Origin of the sequence: Longispora albida DSM 44784 (assembly GCF_000379825.1) — a bacterium.
Classification (GTDB): domain Bacteria; phylum Actinomycetota; class Actinomycetes; order Mycobacteriales; family Micromonosporaceae; genus Longispora; species Longispora albida.
Window position 1 is genome coordinate 772,949 of sequence record NZ_KB903814.1, and the last position, 15,255, is coordinate 788,203.

General features: G+C 71.4%; 14 protein-coding genes. 9 read left to right on the forward strand and 5 right to left on the reverse strand.

The annotated features are described in order from the left end of the window. Nucleotides 1–117 precede the first annotated feature (117 nt). Genes A3G1_RS0107690 through A3G1_RS0107705 form a run of 4 tightly spaced genes read left to right on the forward strand, consistent with a single transcriptional unit; the run spans nt 118 to nt 4,398 of the window. Nucleotides 118–1,197, forward strand: coding sequence for a sugar ABC transporter substrate-binding protein (locus tag A3G1_RS0107690; RefSeq protein WP_018348894.1), 1,080 nt, complete (start codon nt 118–120; stop codon nt 1,195–1,197). Between the two features lie 60 nt (nt 1,198–1,257). After that, nucleotides 1,258–1,992, forward strand: a complete 735-nt coding sequence (locus tag A3G1_RS0107695) for an ATP-binding cassette domain-containing protein (protein ID WP_018348895.1) — start codon at nt 1,258–1,260, stop codon at nt 1,990–1,992. After that, on the forward strand, nt 1,989–3,188 hold the full coding sequence (locus tag A3G1_RS0107700; RefSeq protein ID WP_018348896.1) for a sugar ABC transporter permease: 1,200 nt from the start codon (nt 1,989–1,991) through the stop codon (nt 3,186–3,188). The genes A3G1_RS0107695 and A3G1_RS0107700 overlap by 4 nt, the downstream gene beginning before the upstream one ends. Nucleotides 3,189–3,216: 28 nt before the next feature. Beyond that, nucleotides 3,217–4,398 carry an ROK family protein gene (locus A3G1_RS0107705; protein WP_018348897.1) on the forward strand — a complete coding sequence of 394 codons (1,182 nt, stop codon included), beginning with the start codon at nt 3,217–3,219 and terminating at the stop codon, nt 4,396–4,398. A gap of 57 nt (nt 4,399–4,455) precedes the next feature. Here A3G1_RS0107705 and A3G1_RS0107710 read toward each other — a convergent pair whose 3' ends face one another. Together A3G1_RS0107710 and A3G1_RS0107715 are read right to left on the reverse strand one after the other, a co-directional pair. Further along, on the reverse strand, nt 4,456–5,025 hold the full coding sequence (locus A3G1_RS0107710; protein WP_018348898.1) for a Clp protease N-terminal domain-containing protein: 570 nt from the start codon (nt 5,023–5,025) through the stop codon (nt 4,456–4,458). A gap of 1 nt (nt 5,026) precedes the next feature. Then, nucleotides 5,027–5,245 carry a hypothetical protein gene (locus A3G1_RS0107715; RefSeq protein WP_026211902.1) on the reverse strand — a complete coding sequence of 73 codons (219 nt, stop codon included), beginning with the start codon at nt 5,243–5,245 and terminating at the stop codon, nt 5,027–5,029. 75 nt (nt 5,246–5,320) lie between these two features. On the opposite strand from A3G1_RS0107715, the gene A3G1_RS38290 reads away from it, so the two are divergent. After that, nucleotides 5,321–6,382, forward strand: a complete 1,062-nt coding sequence (locus A3G1_RS38290; protein WP_018348900.1) for a M23 family metallopeptidase — start codon at nt 5,321–5,323, stop codon at nt 6,380–6,382. A gap of 5 nt (nt 6,383–6,387) precedes the next feature. On the opposite strand, the gene A3G1_RS0107725 is transcribed toward A3G1_RS38290, so the two are convergent. Then, nucleotides 6,388–6,972, reverse strand: coding sequence for a CGNR zinc finger domain-containing protein (locus A3G1_RS0107725; protein ID WP_018348901.1), 585 nt, complete (start codon nt 6,970–6,972; stop codon nt 6,388–6,390). A 108-nt stretch (nt 6,973–7,080) separates the two neighbouring features. Here A3G1_RS0107725 and A3G1_RS0107730 point away from each other — a divergent pair, with 108 nt between their 5' ends. Beyond that, nucleotides 7,081–8,361, forward strand: coding sequence for an MFS transporter (locus A3G1_RS0107730; RefSeq protein WP_018348902.1), 1,281 nt, complete (start codon nt 7,081–7,083; stop codon nt 8,359–8,361). 165 nt (nt 8,362–8,526) lie between these two features. On the opposite strand, the gene A3G1_RS0107735 is transcribed toward A3G1_RS0107730, so the two are convergent. Beyond that, on the reverse strand, nt 8,527–10,311 hold the full coding sequence (locus A3G1_RS0107735) for a S8 family peptidase (RefSeq protein ID WP_018348903.1): 1,785 nt from the start codon (nt 10,309–10,311) through the stop codon (nt 8,527–8,529). A 154-nt stretch (nt 10,312–10,465) separates the two neighbouring features. Here A3G1_RS0107735 and A3G1_RS0107740 point away from each other — a divergent pair, with 154 nt between their 5' ends. Next, on the forward strand, nt 10,466–11,644 hold the full coding sequence (locus A3G1_RS0107740; RefSeq protein WP_018348904.1) for a benzoate/H(+) symporter BenE family transporter: 1,179 nt from the start codon (nt 10,466–10,468) through the stop codon (nt 11,642–11,644). On the opposite strand, the gene A3G1_RS0107745 is transcribed toward A3G1_RS0107740, so the two are convergent. Next, a complete protein-coding gene (locus tag A3G1_RS0107745; RefSeq protein ID WP_018348905.1) occupies nt 11,625–12,623 on the reverse strand; it encodes a DUF5937 family protein in 999 nt (332 codons plus the stop codon). The genes A3G1_RS0107740 and A3G1_RS0107745 overlap by 20 nt on opposite strands. A 135-nt stretch (nt 12,624–12,758) precedes the next feature. Between A3G1_RS0107745 and A3G1_RS33770 the strand changes: the two genes are divergently transcribed. Together A3G1_RS33770 and A3G1_RS0107755 are read left to right on the forward strand one after the other, a co-directional pair. Then, complete coding sequence (locus tag A3G1_RS33770) at nt 12,759–13,640, forward strand: ion transporter (protein ID WP_018348906.1); 882 nt, start codon at nt 12,759–12,761, stop codon at nt 13,638–13,640. Nucleotides 13,641–13,946: 306 nt separating this feature from the next. Continuing rightward, on the forward strand, nt 13,947–15,254 hold the full coding sequence (locus A3G1_RS0107755) for a M60 family metallopeptidase (protein ID WP_040477678.1): 1,308 nt from the start codon (nt 13,947–13,949) through the stop codon (nt 15,252–15,254). Nucleotide 15,255: the final 1 nt, after the last annotated feature.

The window sequence follows — 15,255 nt, forward strand, 5'->3', positions numbered from 1 at the left end:
CCAGGTCAAGGGTTGATGACTCTGGCGCCGGGCCCTCGGCGCTCCTATGTTGTGGCGAGCAACATATCCCCCCGCCGCGCCGGGCGACCGGTGCGAACCCCTGAAGGGACGACCTGCATGCGCAAGGGACTCCTCGCCCTCACCACCGCAGGACTGGTGCTCGGGCTCGGCCTGACCGGCTGCTCCGGCTCGGACTCCGGCTCGGAGAAGAAGCCGAAGATCGGCGTGATCCTCCCCGACAGCAAAACCTCGGCCCGGTGGGAGACCGCCGACCGCAAGTTCCTGACCGAGGCGTTCAAGGCCGCCGGGGTCGCCTACGACATCCAGAACGCCCAGGGCGACAAGAACGCCTTCCAGACCATCGCCGACCAGATGATCACCAACGGGGCCACCGTCCTCATGATCGTCAACCTGGACAGTGGTACCGGGAAGGCCGTGCTGGACAAGGCCCGCGCCCAGGGTGTGGCCACCATCGACTACGACCGGCTCACGCTCGGCGGCGGCGCGCAGTACCACGTCAGCTTCGACAACGTGAAGGTCGGGCAGCTCCAGGGCGAGGGCCTGGGCAAGTGCCTGACGGCGGCCGGCGCGGCCAAGCCGATCGTCGCCGAGCTGAACGGCGCGCCGACCGACAACAACGCGACGCTGTTCAAGAACGGCTACGACGGGGTACTCGGGCCGAAGTACACCTCCGGCGAGTACGTGAAGGGGCCGGACCAGAGCGTGCCGGACTGGGACAACACCCAGGCCGGGACCATCTTCGAGCAGATGCTCACCAGCCAGCCAAAGATCGCCGGGGTGCTCGCGGCCAACGACGGGCTGGGCAACGCCGCCATCTCGGTACTGAAGAAGCAGAAGCTGAACGGCAGGGTCCCCGTGACCGGGCAGGACGCCACGGTGCAGGGTCTCCAGAACATCCTGGCCGGCGACCAGTGCATGACGGTCTACAAGGCGGTGAAGAAGGAAGCCGACGCGGCCGCCGAGCTGGCGATCAAGCTGTCCAAGGGCGAGAAGCCGACGGCTCCGGCCACCATCAAGGACCCGCAGAGCGGCAAGGAGGTCCCGGCAGTGCTGCTCACCCCGGTCGCGATCTTCAAGGAGAACGTCAGGGACGTGGTGGCCGACGGGTACGTGACGAAGGCCGAGCTGTGCACGGCTGACTTCGCCGCGGCCTGCACCGCGGCCGGGATCAGCTAGTCAGTGGAGTCGCCGGTCCCGGGCGCCCCGGGACCGGCCTTCGACAGAAGGCGAGACGAGATGCAGCCCGTCGTGGAACTCCGCGGCATCAACAAGAGCTTCGGGCCGGTGCACGTCCTGCGGGACGTGAACTTCTCGGCGTATCCCGGCGAGGTCACCGCCCTCGTCGGCGACAACGGAGCAGGCAAGTCCACGCTGGTGAAGTGCATCGGCGGCATCCACCCGGCCGACTCGGGCGAGTACCTGTTCGAGGGCCGCCCGGTGCAGGTGCACAGCCCGCGTGACGCCGCGGCGCTCGGCGTCGAGATCGTGTACCAGGACCTCGCGCTCTGCGACAACCTCGACATCGTCGAGAACATGTTCCTCGGCCGGGAGCATACCCGTGGCCTGGTACTCGACGAGGCGAGCATGGAGCAGCTGGCCGCCGACACCCTCGCGAGCCTGTCCGTCCGCACTGTCCGGTCGATCCGGCAGAAGGTGTCCAGCCTGTCCGGCGGGCAGCGGCAGACGGTCGCGATCGCCAAGGCCGTGCTGTGGAACAGCAAGGTGGTCGTGCTCGACGAGCCGACGGCGGCGCTCGGTGTCGCCCAGACGGCGCAGGTGCTCGAACTCGTCCGGCGGCTGGCCGACAGCGGGCTCGCCGTCGTGCTGATCTCACACAACATGAACGACGTGTTCGCGGTCGCCGACCGGATCGCGGCACTCTACCTCGGCCGGATGGCCGCGCAGGTCCCCGCGGCAGCGGTCACCCACTCGCAGGTCGTCGAGCTGATCACCTCCGGAGCGTCCTCATGAGCCACGTCCGCGACTACCTGGAACGGCTGCGGGGCGGCGACACGGGCGCGCTGCCCGCCGTGGCCGGCCTCCTGGTGCTGTGCACGGCGTTCGCGATCCTCCGCCCGGTGTTCCTCACACCCGGCAACCTGGCGAACCTGTTCACCCAGGGTGCCGCCGTCGCGATCATCGCGATGGGGCTGGTGTTCGTCCTGCTGCTGGGCGAGATCGACCTGTCGGCCGGGTTCACCAGTGGCGTGTGCGCTGCGGTGCTGGCCGTGCTGCTGGCGAACCACGGCGCGCCCTGGTACGTGGCGGTGCTGGCGGCGATCGGCACGGGCATCGTGATCGGGCTGGTGCTCGGGTTCCTGGTCGCGCGGATCGGGATACCGTCCTTTGTGGTCACCCTGGCGGCGTTCCTGGCGTTCCAGGGCGTGGTGCTGCTGCTGATCAAGGGCGGGGCCAACATCTCGGTACGGGAGCCGGTGATCCTCGCGCTGGCCAACCGGAACCTGAGCCCGGCGCTGGGCTGGGTGCTGGCGGCGGTCGCGGCCGGCGGGTACGCGGTCGCGCTGTGGCTGCGCAGCCGGTCGCGGGTCCAGCGCGGGCTGCCGGCGCTGCCCGTGGAGCTGATGGCCGCCCGGGCCGGCGGGCTGGCGCTGCTGCTGGGCGCGGCCGTGTACGTGCTCAACCTCGAACGCAGCCGGAACGTGCTGGTGGTGTCGCTGAAGGGGGTGCCCATCGTGGTACCCGTCATCGCGGCACTGCTCGTCCTCGGCACGTTCGTCCTGGCCCGCACCCCCTACGGCCGTCACCTGTACGCGGTCGGCGGCAACGCCGAGGCTGCCCGCCGGGCCGGGATCAGCGTGGACCGGATCAAGATCTCGGCGTTCGCGGTCTGCTCGGCGCTCGCCGCCGTCGGCGGGATCGTGGCCGCGTCCCGGGCGAACTCCGTGGACGCGAACACCGGCGGCAGCAACGTGCTGCTGTACGCGGTCGGCGCGGCCGTCATCGGCGGCACGAGCCTGTTCGGCGGCAAGGGCCGGATCCTCGACGCCGTCCTCGGCGGGGCCGTCGTGGCGGTGATCGACAACGGGATGGGGCTGCTCGGGTACAGCGCCGGGGTGAAGTACGTGGTCACCGGGGTCGTGCTGCTGCTCGCCGCCGGGGTGGACGCGCTGAGCCGCCGCCGCGCGGCCGGCGCCGGATTGCGCTGAGCGGCGCGCGGAACGGAGAATCGCCCAGATGCGCGCCGGCCCCAGCCAGGACGAGATCCGCAGGTACAACCTCGGAGCTCTGCTCAGGCATGTCCACATCCTCGGGCCGACCTCCCGGGCGCAGCTGACCACCCTCATGGGCCTGAACCGGTCGACCATCGGCGCGCTGACCGCCGACCTGGCCGCCGCGGGGCTGATCCGGGAGGAGCAGCCCCGCAGCCACCGGGGAGCCGGGCGTCCGTCCCTTGTGGTCAGCCCGGCCTCCGACCTCGTGTACGTGCTGGCGTTCAGCGTGCGCGTCGACCGGGTGGTCGCGGCCAGGGTCGGCCTGGGTGGCGTCGTCCTCGACCGCCGGGAGCTGATCCACCCCCGTGGCGCCCTCGCGGCGGCCGAGGTACTGGAGACGCTGGGTGGCTTCGCCACCGAGATGCGCAGGACGCTGCCGGGCACCGCGATCTGCGCCGGAGCTGGCGCGGCGGTCTCCGGCCTGGTCAGAGCCGACGACGGCCTGGTCAGCCTCGGCCCGAACCTCGGCTGGCACGACGAGCCCTTCGGCGAGCGCCTCACCGGGCTGCTCGGCGAGCCGGTCGCCGTCGGCAACGACGCGGACCTCTCGGCCCTCGCCGAGCACACCCGTGGCGTGGCCTCGGCCTGCTCCGACGTCCTCTACCTGCACGGCGACGTCGGTATCGGCTGCGGCATCATCTCCGGCGGCCGGCTGCTGCGCGGGCACGAGGGATTCGCGGGCGAGGCCGGCCACATGGTCGTGAACCCGGCGGGCAAGCCCTGCTCGTGCGGCTCGGCCGGCTGCTGGGAGACCGAGATCGGCGAGCAGGCCCTGCTCGCGGCCGCCGGCCGGCCTCCCGACGCCGGCCGGGCCGGGATCTCCGCGCTGATCGACGCGGCGAGCCGGGGCGACACCGAGGCGCAGGGCTCGCTGCGGGCGGCAGGCGACTGGCTCGGCTTCGGCGTCGCCAACCTGGTGAACCTGCTCAACCCGCAGATGGTCGTCTTCGGCGGCACGCTCCGCGACGTGTACCTGGCCTCGGCGGCCCAGGTCCGTGGCCGGCTGAACAGGATGAGCCTGCGCGCCTCCCGCGACCCGCTCAAGCTCCGCACCCCGGCACTGGGCGAGGACCTGCCGCTGCTGGGGGCGGCGGAGCTGGCCTTCACGAGACTGCTCGCGGATCCGCTGGCCTCAGGTGTCTAGATCCGGTGGGAGCGTGCGGGCCTGAACTCCCCCGTTGGGTTCAGGCCCGCACCAGTCTCAGGCCGCTCGCGGAATCGCCTGCTCGGTGGCCGAGCGGAGCGCTGACAGGTCGGCTCCCGAGCTGGTGAGGATCCGGGCGCCGAGGCCTTCGCCCTCGCGGATCAGGCCGAGCAGGATGTGCTCGGTACCGATGTAGTTGTGCTTGAGCCGGATCGCCTCGCGCAGCGACAGCTCCAGGACCTTCTTGGCTCGCGCGGTGAACCGGCCCCCGGAGCCCTTACGGCCGAAGAGGCCACGGCGCGGGGCCTGGGGCGGCGGGGCGAGCGCCTCCGGCCCGAAGTTCTGCTCGATGCTGGCCAGGACGGCGTCCAGGTCGATGCCGACGGAGCGCAGCGCGGCCGCGTCCTCGGGACCGAGGGGCGCGGAGGCCAGCGCCTCGGCCAGCGCGGTGCGGGCGGTCTCGTGTGTCAGGCCGGCGTCGCGGAGAACCCGGCTGGCGATGCCGTCGCCGGCCAGGAGGGCGAGGAGGAGGTGCTCGGTGCCGACGTAGGAGTGGCCGAGCTGGGTGGCTTCGGCCTGTGCCTGCTTGACGGCGGTACGGGCGCGGTCAGTGAATCGCTCGAACATCTCAGGACCTTTCGCGGCCGGAGTGCTTCTTGTGGACTGCCTGCTTGCTGACTTCCAGGGCCTCGGCGATGTCCTGCCAGGACCAGCCGAGCCGCCGCGCGTTGGCGACCTGCACGCCTTCGAGGGTCTCGGCCAGGCGGCGCAGGGCGAGGACCGCGCGCAGGCCTGCTTTCGGGTCGGGACTGCCGGCCGCTGTGGCCAGCTCGGTCACTGTTGCCATGTCGTCAACTTTAGTTGACGAAGGGACCGGGCGTCAACCTTAGTTGACGATCGGCCCTTGGTGCAAAATACTCAAATGCTGACCAAGGTGTTCGTCGCGACCGTCCTCGCGCTCGGCCAGGCCACGCCTTCCCCCAGCCAGCTGCCGTCACCGGGAGCCACACCCTCACCACGCGCCAACCCCAGCCCCGGGCCGTCGCAGCGGCCGAAAAGCCCGGGCAGGACACCGGCACCAGCGGCCAGCCCGAGCCTGAACCTGGTCCCGAGCACGGGCCCCAGCCTCGCCCCGCCGGCACCTCCCCCGCCGGCCCGGGTGCCGGAGGTGCTGCGGCCGTCGCCGTCGCTCTCGCCTTCGCCCTCCCCCAGCCCGTCCTACAGCGAGCCGCCCGCCGATCCGGCGATGGCCAGCAGGGGCACGGGAGTGGTCAGGGCCGCAGAGGCCTTCCGGCACGCAGCCACGCTCGACACGAGACTGGCCAGCGCCGAGCAGCAGCTCCAGCGCCTGCGTTCCGCACAGGACAGACCCATCATCCTGTACCAGCAGGCAGCCGCCATCCCCGCCGATCTCCGCGACACGTGGTGGCAGGCCCGCCAGCTCACCGGCCGGGGCGGCAGCGACCTGACCCCGATCGACGAGAGCACCGTGGCGGCCCTGCGGGGTTCGGTACTCGCCGCGCACGACACGGCAACGCGGCTCGCGGCCCCGTTCGGCGACGTGACGGCCGCGCGGCTGGCGGAGGCGGCCCAGCGCCGGGACGGGAAGCTGCGGCTGCCGGTACCCGGCGGGGTGACGAGCGGTTTCGGCCCCCGGATCAACCCGCTGCACCACGGGGCGGAGGAGCACAGCGGCTGGGACCTGGCGGCGGAGCCGGGTACGCCGGTGCTCGCCGCCGCCGCCGGGCGGGTCAGCCGCGCGGGGTGGAACGGCAGCTACGGGTACTACGTGTGCGTCGACCATCCCGGCGTGCAGTCCTGCTACGCGCACCAGGCCGTGCTGCTCGTCCGGGCCGGGCAGGACGTGCTGAGCGGGCAGCCGGTCGGGCTGAGCGGGTCGACGGGCGCGTCGACGGGCCCGCACGTCCACTTCGAGGTACGGACCCCGCGCGGCCAGGCACTCGACCCTCTGCTGTGGATGTGAGCGGCCTAGATGGACTTCGCCCTCTGCCGGGCGTAGTAGGCGCGGGCACGGTTACGGTCGCCACAGTCCTTCGTGTCGCACCAGCGCCGGTTCCGCCGGGGTGACGTGTCGAGATACACCCAGCCGCACTTGGCGTCCTCGCACTGGTGGAGACGGTCAAGGTCGCCGCGCTGGGTGAGGGCCACGAGCCCGCGGACGATCCGATGGCGGGGCGAGCGGAGATCAGTCTCCCGGTCCCGCCACTGCCAGCCCTCGCCCGACCGGACCAGGTCGGCCGCTGCGATCGCCGTACGGAACATGCCAGCGAGGTGCGCGGCGGCTTCGGGGGCGTCCTCGAAGAGAAGCGCGTAGACCCGCTCGCGCGCCTCGATGACCTGCCGCCGTTCCCGCTCGGCCCCGGCTTCGTCCCGCTCGCAGAGGTCACGCAGGACGGCAGCCTCGTCTCCGCCGATCAGGCTGGACTCGGCGCACCAGTCGACGACGTCGGAGAAGGTGTTCAGGCTCTCCGTGCGCTCGCTGCCGCCGAGGCGCCACCCGACGGTGTTCACCAGGTCGAGCATGGGGTCGCCCGCGATGTGGCGGAACTTCATTCCCGGCTCCTCTCATGGGTAAAAGCATTCTTGCATGTGAGATAGCCAGTGTGCCATGCTCACGCCTCATCGGCCTATCACCCATGAGAATTCACCAGGAGGCTGCTCATGCCTGCCGCTTCGCCCCGCAGGTCGTTCACTGCCCTGCAGGCGTCCCAAGCGTCCTCGAACCTCGCCGACGGGCTGCTCCAGGCCGCGGTGCCACTGCTCGTCGCCGCCCTGACCCGCGACCCGCTCGTGGTGGCCGGCGTGACAGTGGCGCAGTTCCTCCCCTGGCTGGTCGCGACCCTCCCGGCCGGCGCACTGGCCGACCGGATGGACAGACGCCGGATACTCACCATGGGCAACTGGCTGCGCGCGGCCGGATTCGCGCTACTCGCCACGGCCCTGGCGGGCGGGTGGCATCACGTCACGCTGCTCTACGCGGCGGTGTTCCTCGCGGGTTGCGCCGAGACGCTGGTCGACAACGCCGCCCTGACCATCCCGCCCCGGTTGCTGCCGCGCGAGCGGCTTGAACGCGCCAACGGGCGGTTGTTCGCCACCCAGTCCGTCATCAACACCTTCGCCGGCCCGCCAGCCGGGGCGGCGCTGTTCGCGCTGGCGGCCTCAGCGGCCTTCTACACCGGCGCCGCCGCTTTCGCCCTCGCCGGACTGGCGGCCCTGCTGCTGCCCGCACTGCGCCCCACCAGCGAGGAACAGCAGCGCCGCCGGTCCACTCCGACGAGCACCGCCCAGGACATCCGCTCCGGGTGGGCACACTTCTGGCACCACGAGCTGCTGCGCCGGGTCGCGTTCATCTCTGCGGCCATCAACTTCTTCGGTGCGGCCACCGGCGGGCTGCTCGTCCTGCTGATCACCGGCCCGTACCAGGTGACCCTGTCGCGCTACGGCCTGTTCATCGCCGTTCCCGCCGCCGGAGCCATCGCGGGCTCGCTGCTCGCCGCGCACGTCGTACCCCGGATCGGCGGCGGGCCAGCCACCTGGCTCGCAGCCCTCGCTCCGGCCGCCAGCTACGCGGTCCTCGGCCTGGGCCACAGCACGGCTCTCGCCCTGGCCAGCATGTTCGTAGCCGCCATCGCGACTTCGCTGAACCAGATCGTCGTCAGCACCCTGCGACAGGCAGCGGTACCCGACGAACTCCTCGGCCGGGTCACCGCCGCGTACCGCCTGATCGTCCTGGGCGTAGTTCCGCTCGGAGCCCTGGCCGGAGGTTTGCTCGGACGCGGCCTGGGCATACGCGCCACCTTCCTCGCCGCTGCCGCCGGACTGGCACTCGCCGCCGTCCCGCTCGCCTCCCGGGTCACCACCCAGGCCCTCCGCGACGCCGAGACGAGACATCCACAGCGTGACGCCGCACGAGGTCCGGCCGAAGCTGTATCGGCGACGTGACGTCCCAGCATTCCCGGCTGGTTCTCCGCCGGACCGGGGCCGGGGTCACGAGTCAGGAACGGGTAACCCCCGTGGCATGGGCCCGTTCCAGCAGTTCCACAGTGGAGCCCGGGGACCGGCTGGGAGGCGCCGGTCCCCGGGCTCACGGAGGGGTGGGTGGAGAGGCTAGAAGGTCAGGTTCCAGGCGTCGATGTAGCCGGTGTCGGCGCTGTACACGTCCTGGACCTTGAGCTTCCACGTGCCGTTCGCGACCTCGGAGGAGGCGTTCACGGTGTACGTGGTGATCACGTTGGCCGCCGAGTCGTTGCTGCTGCTCTTCAGCCGGTAGGTGCTGCCGTCCGGCGCGACCAGGTCGATGACCAGGTCACCACGGTAGCTGTGCTTGATGTCCACGCCGACCTTGAGCGCCGACGAGGCGTTGCCCGTGCGGCCGGTGACCGGGATCGAGGAGGTGATCGCCGCACCAGCGTCGGGGATGCTGACGTCGGCGGTGTTCTCGAAGTACCCGCCCGGGGTCGTCGTGGTGACGGCCGTCAGGGTCGCGGCGGCGTCGGCCAGGCCGGCTCCGCAGCCGCCGGTGCAGGTACCGGCGAGCGGGCGGGCGTTGTCCTTGATGGCCTGCTCGATCTGCGCCGGGGTCAGCGTCGTCTTGGAGGCGATCAGCGCGGCCAGGCCGGAGATGTGCGGGGCGGCCATGCTGGTGCCCTGGTACGGCTCGTAGTTCTCCGCACCCGGGGTCGTGGCGCCGGTGTTCAGCGTGGAGTAGATGGCGTTCTCCGGCGTGGTCACCGTGCCGGGCGTGTCCGTCGCGCGCCGGGTCTCGCCACCCGGTGCCGCGATGTCGATCTTCGCGCCGTAGTTGGAGTAGTAGGCCCGGTTGCCCTCGCGGCTGCTCGCCGCCACGTTGATCACGTTGCTGCAGCTGGCCGGGTTGTAGTTCGCCGTGTCGTCGTTGGAGTTGCCGGCGGAGACCACGACGGTGGTGCCCCGGCCGACCGCGCCGTTGATCGCGTTCTGGTACGTGGCCGAGCAGGCGCTCTTGCCGCCCAGGCTCATGTTGATGACCTTGGCCGGGGTCGGGTTGGCCGGGACGCCGGTCACGGTGCCGCCCGAGGCCCAGGTGATCGCGTCGGCGATGTCCGAGGTGGCGCCGCCGCACTTGCCGAGCACCCGCACCGGCTGGATCTTCGCGGCGTACGCGACGCCGGCGATGCCCTTGCTGTTGTCCGTCACGGCCCCGATGGTGCCGGCCACGTGCGTGCCGTGCCAGGAGGAGTCGGTCGGCTTGGCCGGTACCGGGTTGCCGTTGGCGTCGGTGCCGCACTCGCCGGCCGTGGCCACCCAGTCGCCCTGGTCGGCAGGGTTGTTGTCCCGGCCGTTGCCGTCGCGGGCGGCGGAGGAGGAAGAGATGAAGTCGTACCCGGCGACGATGTTGGCCGCCAGGTCGGAGTGCGCGACGTAGCCGGTGTCGAGGACCGCGACGGTGACCCCGCTGCCGGTGGACTTCGCCCAGGCGCCGGGCACGTTCATGCCGGCCGTCGCCTCGAAGAGGTCCCACTGCCTGGAGTAGTCGGTGTCGGTCGGGTCGGCCAGCGGCTGCATGATCAGGTCGGGCTCTGCGTAGGCCACGGCCGGGTCGTTCCGGTACGCGTCGAGGGTCTTCGCCAGGTCACCACCCTGGAGGTCGACGACGACGGCGCCGGTCGACAGCCGCCGGTTCACCTTGAGCTTGCGGCCCTTGCTGGCCGAGTCCTCGCTGGCGGCGGAGTCCGAGGTCGCCCCGGCCGCCCCGCTCTTGTACCCGACGATCACGGCCAGTGCCTGCTGCCCGGGCGACACGGCCGGGACTGAGGGGGTGGCTGGGGCCGCGACAACCGGGAGTGCTGCGGTCAGCGCGGTACCGGCCACGATGGCGGCACCCGCGAAAACCGCGGTGAGGGGTCTGCGCATTGCGTGTTTCCTTCCAAGCCTCCGGTGGAAGTGCAAGTGCGCAGACAGTCGCAGACACCGGCTCAAGTGCTCCTGTGCGAAGACTTAAAAATTGGTGAATAACGTTGTTGATAGATGCATTTTGCAATCAAGATCGCTCGCGTACTGTGAGCGGATGCCGGCCACCCTCACCAGCAGGTCCGACGTGTCGCTGTCCGCCGTGACCGCCGGGGCGGTCGCCGTGCTCATCGGCTGCTCAGGACCCCTGGTCATCGTGATCACCGCCGCGACGAACGCCGGGCTCAGCCCGGCCCAGACGACGTCCTGGGTGTGGGCGATGCTGATCGGCTGCGGGTTCAGCTCCGTCATTCTCAGCATCTGGACCCGCACTCCGGTGATTACCGCGTGGTCGACCCCGGGTGCCGCACTATTGGTGACTTCGTTACTGGCTTTCCGTTACTCCGACGCGATCGGCGCTTTTCTCCTCGCCGGAATCGCCGCGACACTGATCGGCGTCACGGGACTGTTCGGCAAGATCATGGCGCGGGTACCCCGGGGCGTGACGGCCGCGATGCTGGCCGGCATCCTGCTGCCCTTCGTGCTCGCCACGTTCACCGCGATCCCGAAGTCCCCTGTGGTCGTGCTCGCCGTGATCGCCGCGTACCTGCTGGGCCGGCGCTTCCTCGCCCGGTACGCGATCCTGCTCGCGCTCGGGGCCGGCGTCGCGGCGGCCGGGGCCCTCGGGCAGTTCCGGCCGGCCGGGATCAGGCTGGACCTCGCCGTCCCGGTGTGGACGACGCCGACGTTCGGCTGGCCAGCCCTGGTCAGCATCGGCATCCCGTTGCTGCTCGTGACGATGGCCAGCCAGAACGCGCCGGGGCTCGCGGTCCTCCGCGCGTCGGGGTACGAGCCGAGGGACCGGCTGCTGCTCACCGGTACCGGGATCGCGTCCGTGCTCTTCGCGCCGTTCGGCAGCCACGCGATCAACCTGGCCGCGATCACGGCGGCCATCTGCACGGGCGAGGACGCCCACCCGAACCCGGCCAAGCGGTACGTCGCCGGGATCGCCAGCGGGATCACCAACCTGCTCTTCGGGCTGTTCGGCACGGCACTGGTACAGGTGTTCGCCGCGCTCCCCCGGCCACTGGTCGCCGCCGTCACGGGCGTCGCGCTGCTGGGCGCCGTCCTCACTGGACTCGCCGGAGCCCTCGAAGACGTACCGGCCCGCGAGCCAGCCCTGATCACCCTCGCCGTGACGGCCTCCGGCGTGACGATGCTGGGTGTCGGCTCGGCGTTCTGGGGACTGGTAGCCGGGATGGGTACCTATCTCGTTCTCAGGCGTAAGACTGGCTGAGCAGTTCTGTGGCGAGTGGTGTGCGCTGGTAGAGGACGGTCCGGCCTGCCCGGCGTGAGGTCACCAGCCCGCACCTGCGCAGCACGGACAGGTGCTGGCTGACGGCGGCCGGCGTGACACCGATGTCCATCGCGAGCTGCGTCGTCGACAGCGGCAGGTCGAGGTGGGCCAGCAGTGTCGCGCGGCTGCGGCCCAGCAGCTCGCCGAACGGAGCGACGGCCGGGGTGCTCGCGCCAGACCACAGCTCGGCGATGCCGCGCGGCGGGTAGCCGAGGACCGGCTGGTATGGCGGGCTGGCGATCAGGTTCAGGCCGGGCCAGGCGAACACGCACGGGACGAGGAGCAGGCCGAGGCCGCGGAGCTCGTGCTCGCAGTCGCTCCATTGCCTGATGTGGAGGGTGCCCTCCTGGTGCTGGTACTCGACGCCCGGGTGCAGGGTCGCGAAGACCTCCGCCACGCCGCCCCGGGTGAGGGCCGCGGCCCGGTACGCGAGGTCGGCGTCGGTGAGCGCGCGGATGCGGGGCCAGTAGGGCTCCAGTGCCACGTCCCAGTACGCGGCGAGCTGCCCGGCGATCCGGTCGAGCCCTGGCTCCGGGTCGTCGCGGAGGGCGTGGAGTTCCGGGGCGAGGGGGCGGCCGTTGCGGAGTTCTTCCAGTGCGGCGTGCACCCGCTCTGGCGGTGTGGCCCGGAGCTGGTCCAGCTGCTCGGCGATCGTGGCCTCGGCGCGATCCGGCGGGCGGACCAGGAAGTCCGGCAGCCGGAGCCGGTCGCCGATCAGCGGGAGCACCGCGCTCAGGTCGAGGCCCGCGACCCGGCCGGGCACAGTGGACAGCCAGGGCCGGAACATGCCGGGCCCCCGGGCGGGGTGCCCCGGCCCGGGCTCCAGCAGCAACCGCAGGCTGTTGATCACTTCCATCATGGGGGAACGGGCGAAGCGCACCCGGATCAGGTCGTCCGGCCCGAACCGCATCGACACCATGCGCCGACGATAGCCCGGCCCGGGGTCCGGTCCGCAAGCACTCCGGCACGCGCCGCCGCCCGGACCCGCCGGTCGCCGAGCGCCGGCCATCGTGGATGATATGAGAGTTATGTCCATATAAGGCGGGAGAGTGCAGTGCAGCGGTGGTGTGCCCGGGTCGTCGAGGAACGCTGGTTCCACACCACGACGGCCGCAGTGATCGTCGCCAACGCGGTGCTCCTTGGCCTCGGCACGTACCCGAGCCTGGTCACCCAGCACGGCGGACTGCTCAACGCGCTCGACACCGCCTGCCTGGCGTACTTCATCGGCGAGCTGGCCATCCGGCTCGGCGCGTACGGCAAGCGCCCGCTGGCCTTCTTCCGCGACCCGTGGAACGTCTTCGACTTCGCGGTCGTGGCCCTGGCCCTGACGCCGGGCATCCGGGAGAACGCCACGCTGCTCCGGCTCGCCAGGCTGGCCCGGGTGCTCCGCGTGGTGCGGATCTTCCCCACCATGCGGATCATCGTGCTCGCGGTGTGGCGGAGCCTGCCCGGCACGGCGAGCCTGGCCGTCGTCGGCGTCATCCTGCTCTACCTGTACGGCATGCTCGGCTGGACGCTGTTCGCGGAGAAGATGCCCGAGCAGTACGGCTCGATCGGCCGCGCGACCCTCACCCTGTTCTGCCTGATGCTCTTCGACGGGCTCAGCGACTCGCTCAAGGCCGGCCTGGAGATCTCCCCCTGGACCCTGCTGTATTTCGTGTCCTTTGTGGTCTTCGCCGGCTTCCTGCTGGTCAACATCCTGCTCGGCGTCGTGCTGAACTCGATGGAGGAGGCCCGGGCGCTGGAGTCGGAGGAGAGGGCCGAGCGCGAGCCCGGCGGCGGCGACCCGGCGGGCTCCCCCGCTCCGGCCACCCCGCCGAACCCGATGCCGATCGACCGGATCGCCGCGCTGCGCGAGGCCGTCGACGAGCTGGAGGCCGAGCTGCGCCGCGATCCGGTGCTGTCCGGGTCGTCCGGCAAGGGGCACGGCGAATGAGCCGGCCGCCAATAATTCCATAGTTAGTCGGTAGGAATAGTTGCCTTTACCGGCTCGCGTGGCCTAGCCTTCAGGCAGACAGGTTCCAGGCCCGGCTGTGCCACTCCTCGGAGCCGCTGTCAGGGGAGGGGACGCCCCTGCGGCACCACCTCTCGAGTCCTCGGTACCGGTGTGGCGGACTGCCCTGCCGCGACCGGTGCCACTGAGCGGCCCGGCCTTCCCTGGGCGGGCGCCCGGCCTCACTCCACCGGGCGCCCGCCTCAACCTGCACCCCCAGCAAAGGCCGGTTCTGGGTAAGCTGCCGTGATGTTCCCGTCACGGCGTGTCGCCTTGCTGCTGGCCCTGGCGCTGGCGAGCGGGCTGGGGCAGGCGGGCTGCACCTCGGAGCCCGAGAAACAGCCGGTCCCGGCGGCCGGTACGTCGCCCGGTGCCCGGCGGTTCTCGGTGCCTGTGCTGCCGAGTTCGGAATCAGAGCAGAACCGGCTGGCCCGGGTGCTGCGGCTGGCCGACCAGCAGCCGACCGGCTGGTACGCGCCGGCGGGCACGGCGGTCACCATCGAGGCCAGCCTGGCCGAGGGGCTGCCGGAGCCGGAGATCACGATCGGGACGCCCGGCCCGTCCGCCCCGCGCAGGTACCCGGTGAAGGCATCGAAGATCACGGTCACCGATCCCGCAGGCGGGCCGATCCACGTCAGGTACCTGACGGGCACGGTCACCGCCACCGCCCCGCCGGTCACGATCACGATCGGGCACGGCGCGGTACCGATGCCGCTGGCCGTGCTCGGTGCGACCACGCCGCAGCAGTGGAAGGACCTCGTGGCGCGCACGGAGGCGCCCGTCGCCCAGCTGCGCAGCAGGTACGTCGTGCTGACCGTGCCGGTCGCCACCGCGAGGGACCACGCTGGCGAGGACGTCACGGCGCTGCTCACCGCGTACGACGAGCTGGTCACGGCCCAGGACGCCCTCGGAGGGCAGGCCGGGGACAGCCTCCGCGACCGGGTCAGCCCGCTGCTGACCTACGTCGTGGAGGGTCAGGCGGCTGCCGCCGCCGACGAGTACGTGACGTGGCCAGCCAGCCGGATGAGTGAGGTGCTGACTGTCGCTGGGGTGCGCCGGTCGTGGGCGTTGTGGAGCGAGTTCGGCCACCTCCGCGAGCAGCAGGCCTGGGAGTGGAAAGCAGCCAGCGAGCCGATGGCCGGGCTCTACGCGCTGGCCGTCGAGCGGGCGTGGAAGGCACCGCCCCGGCTGACGGCCGAGGGCTCGTTCGCGAAGGCCGAGGCGTACCTGAGGAAGCCGGCCGCCGAGCGTGACTACAACGCGCTGGCCGCGAGTGATCCCGGCACGGCGCTGGTGATGTTCGAGCAGCTCCGGCTCGGGTACGGCGACAAGCTCTTCCACCGGTTGCACCAGGGGATCCGGCAGCGTCTTCCCGACCCGCAGGACGAGCGGACCCGGATGGCCTTCTTCCAGATCAGCGCCTCGACAGCCGCCGGGGCCGACCTGTCGGGCTTCTTCACGGCCTGGGGGCTGCCCTCCGACGACCGCGTCGCGGCCCGCATCGCGGGGAGCAGGCTGACCGTGCCGGTGAAGGACCTGACCACCCTCCGCTACTGAT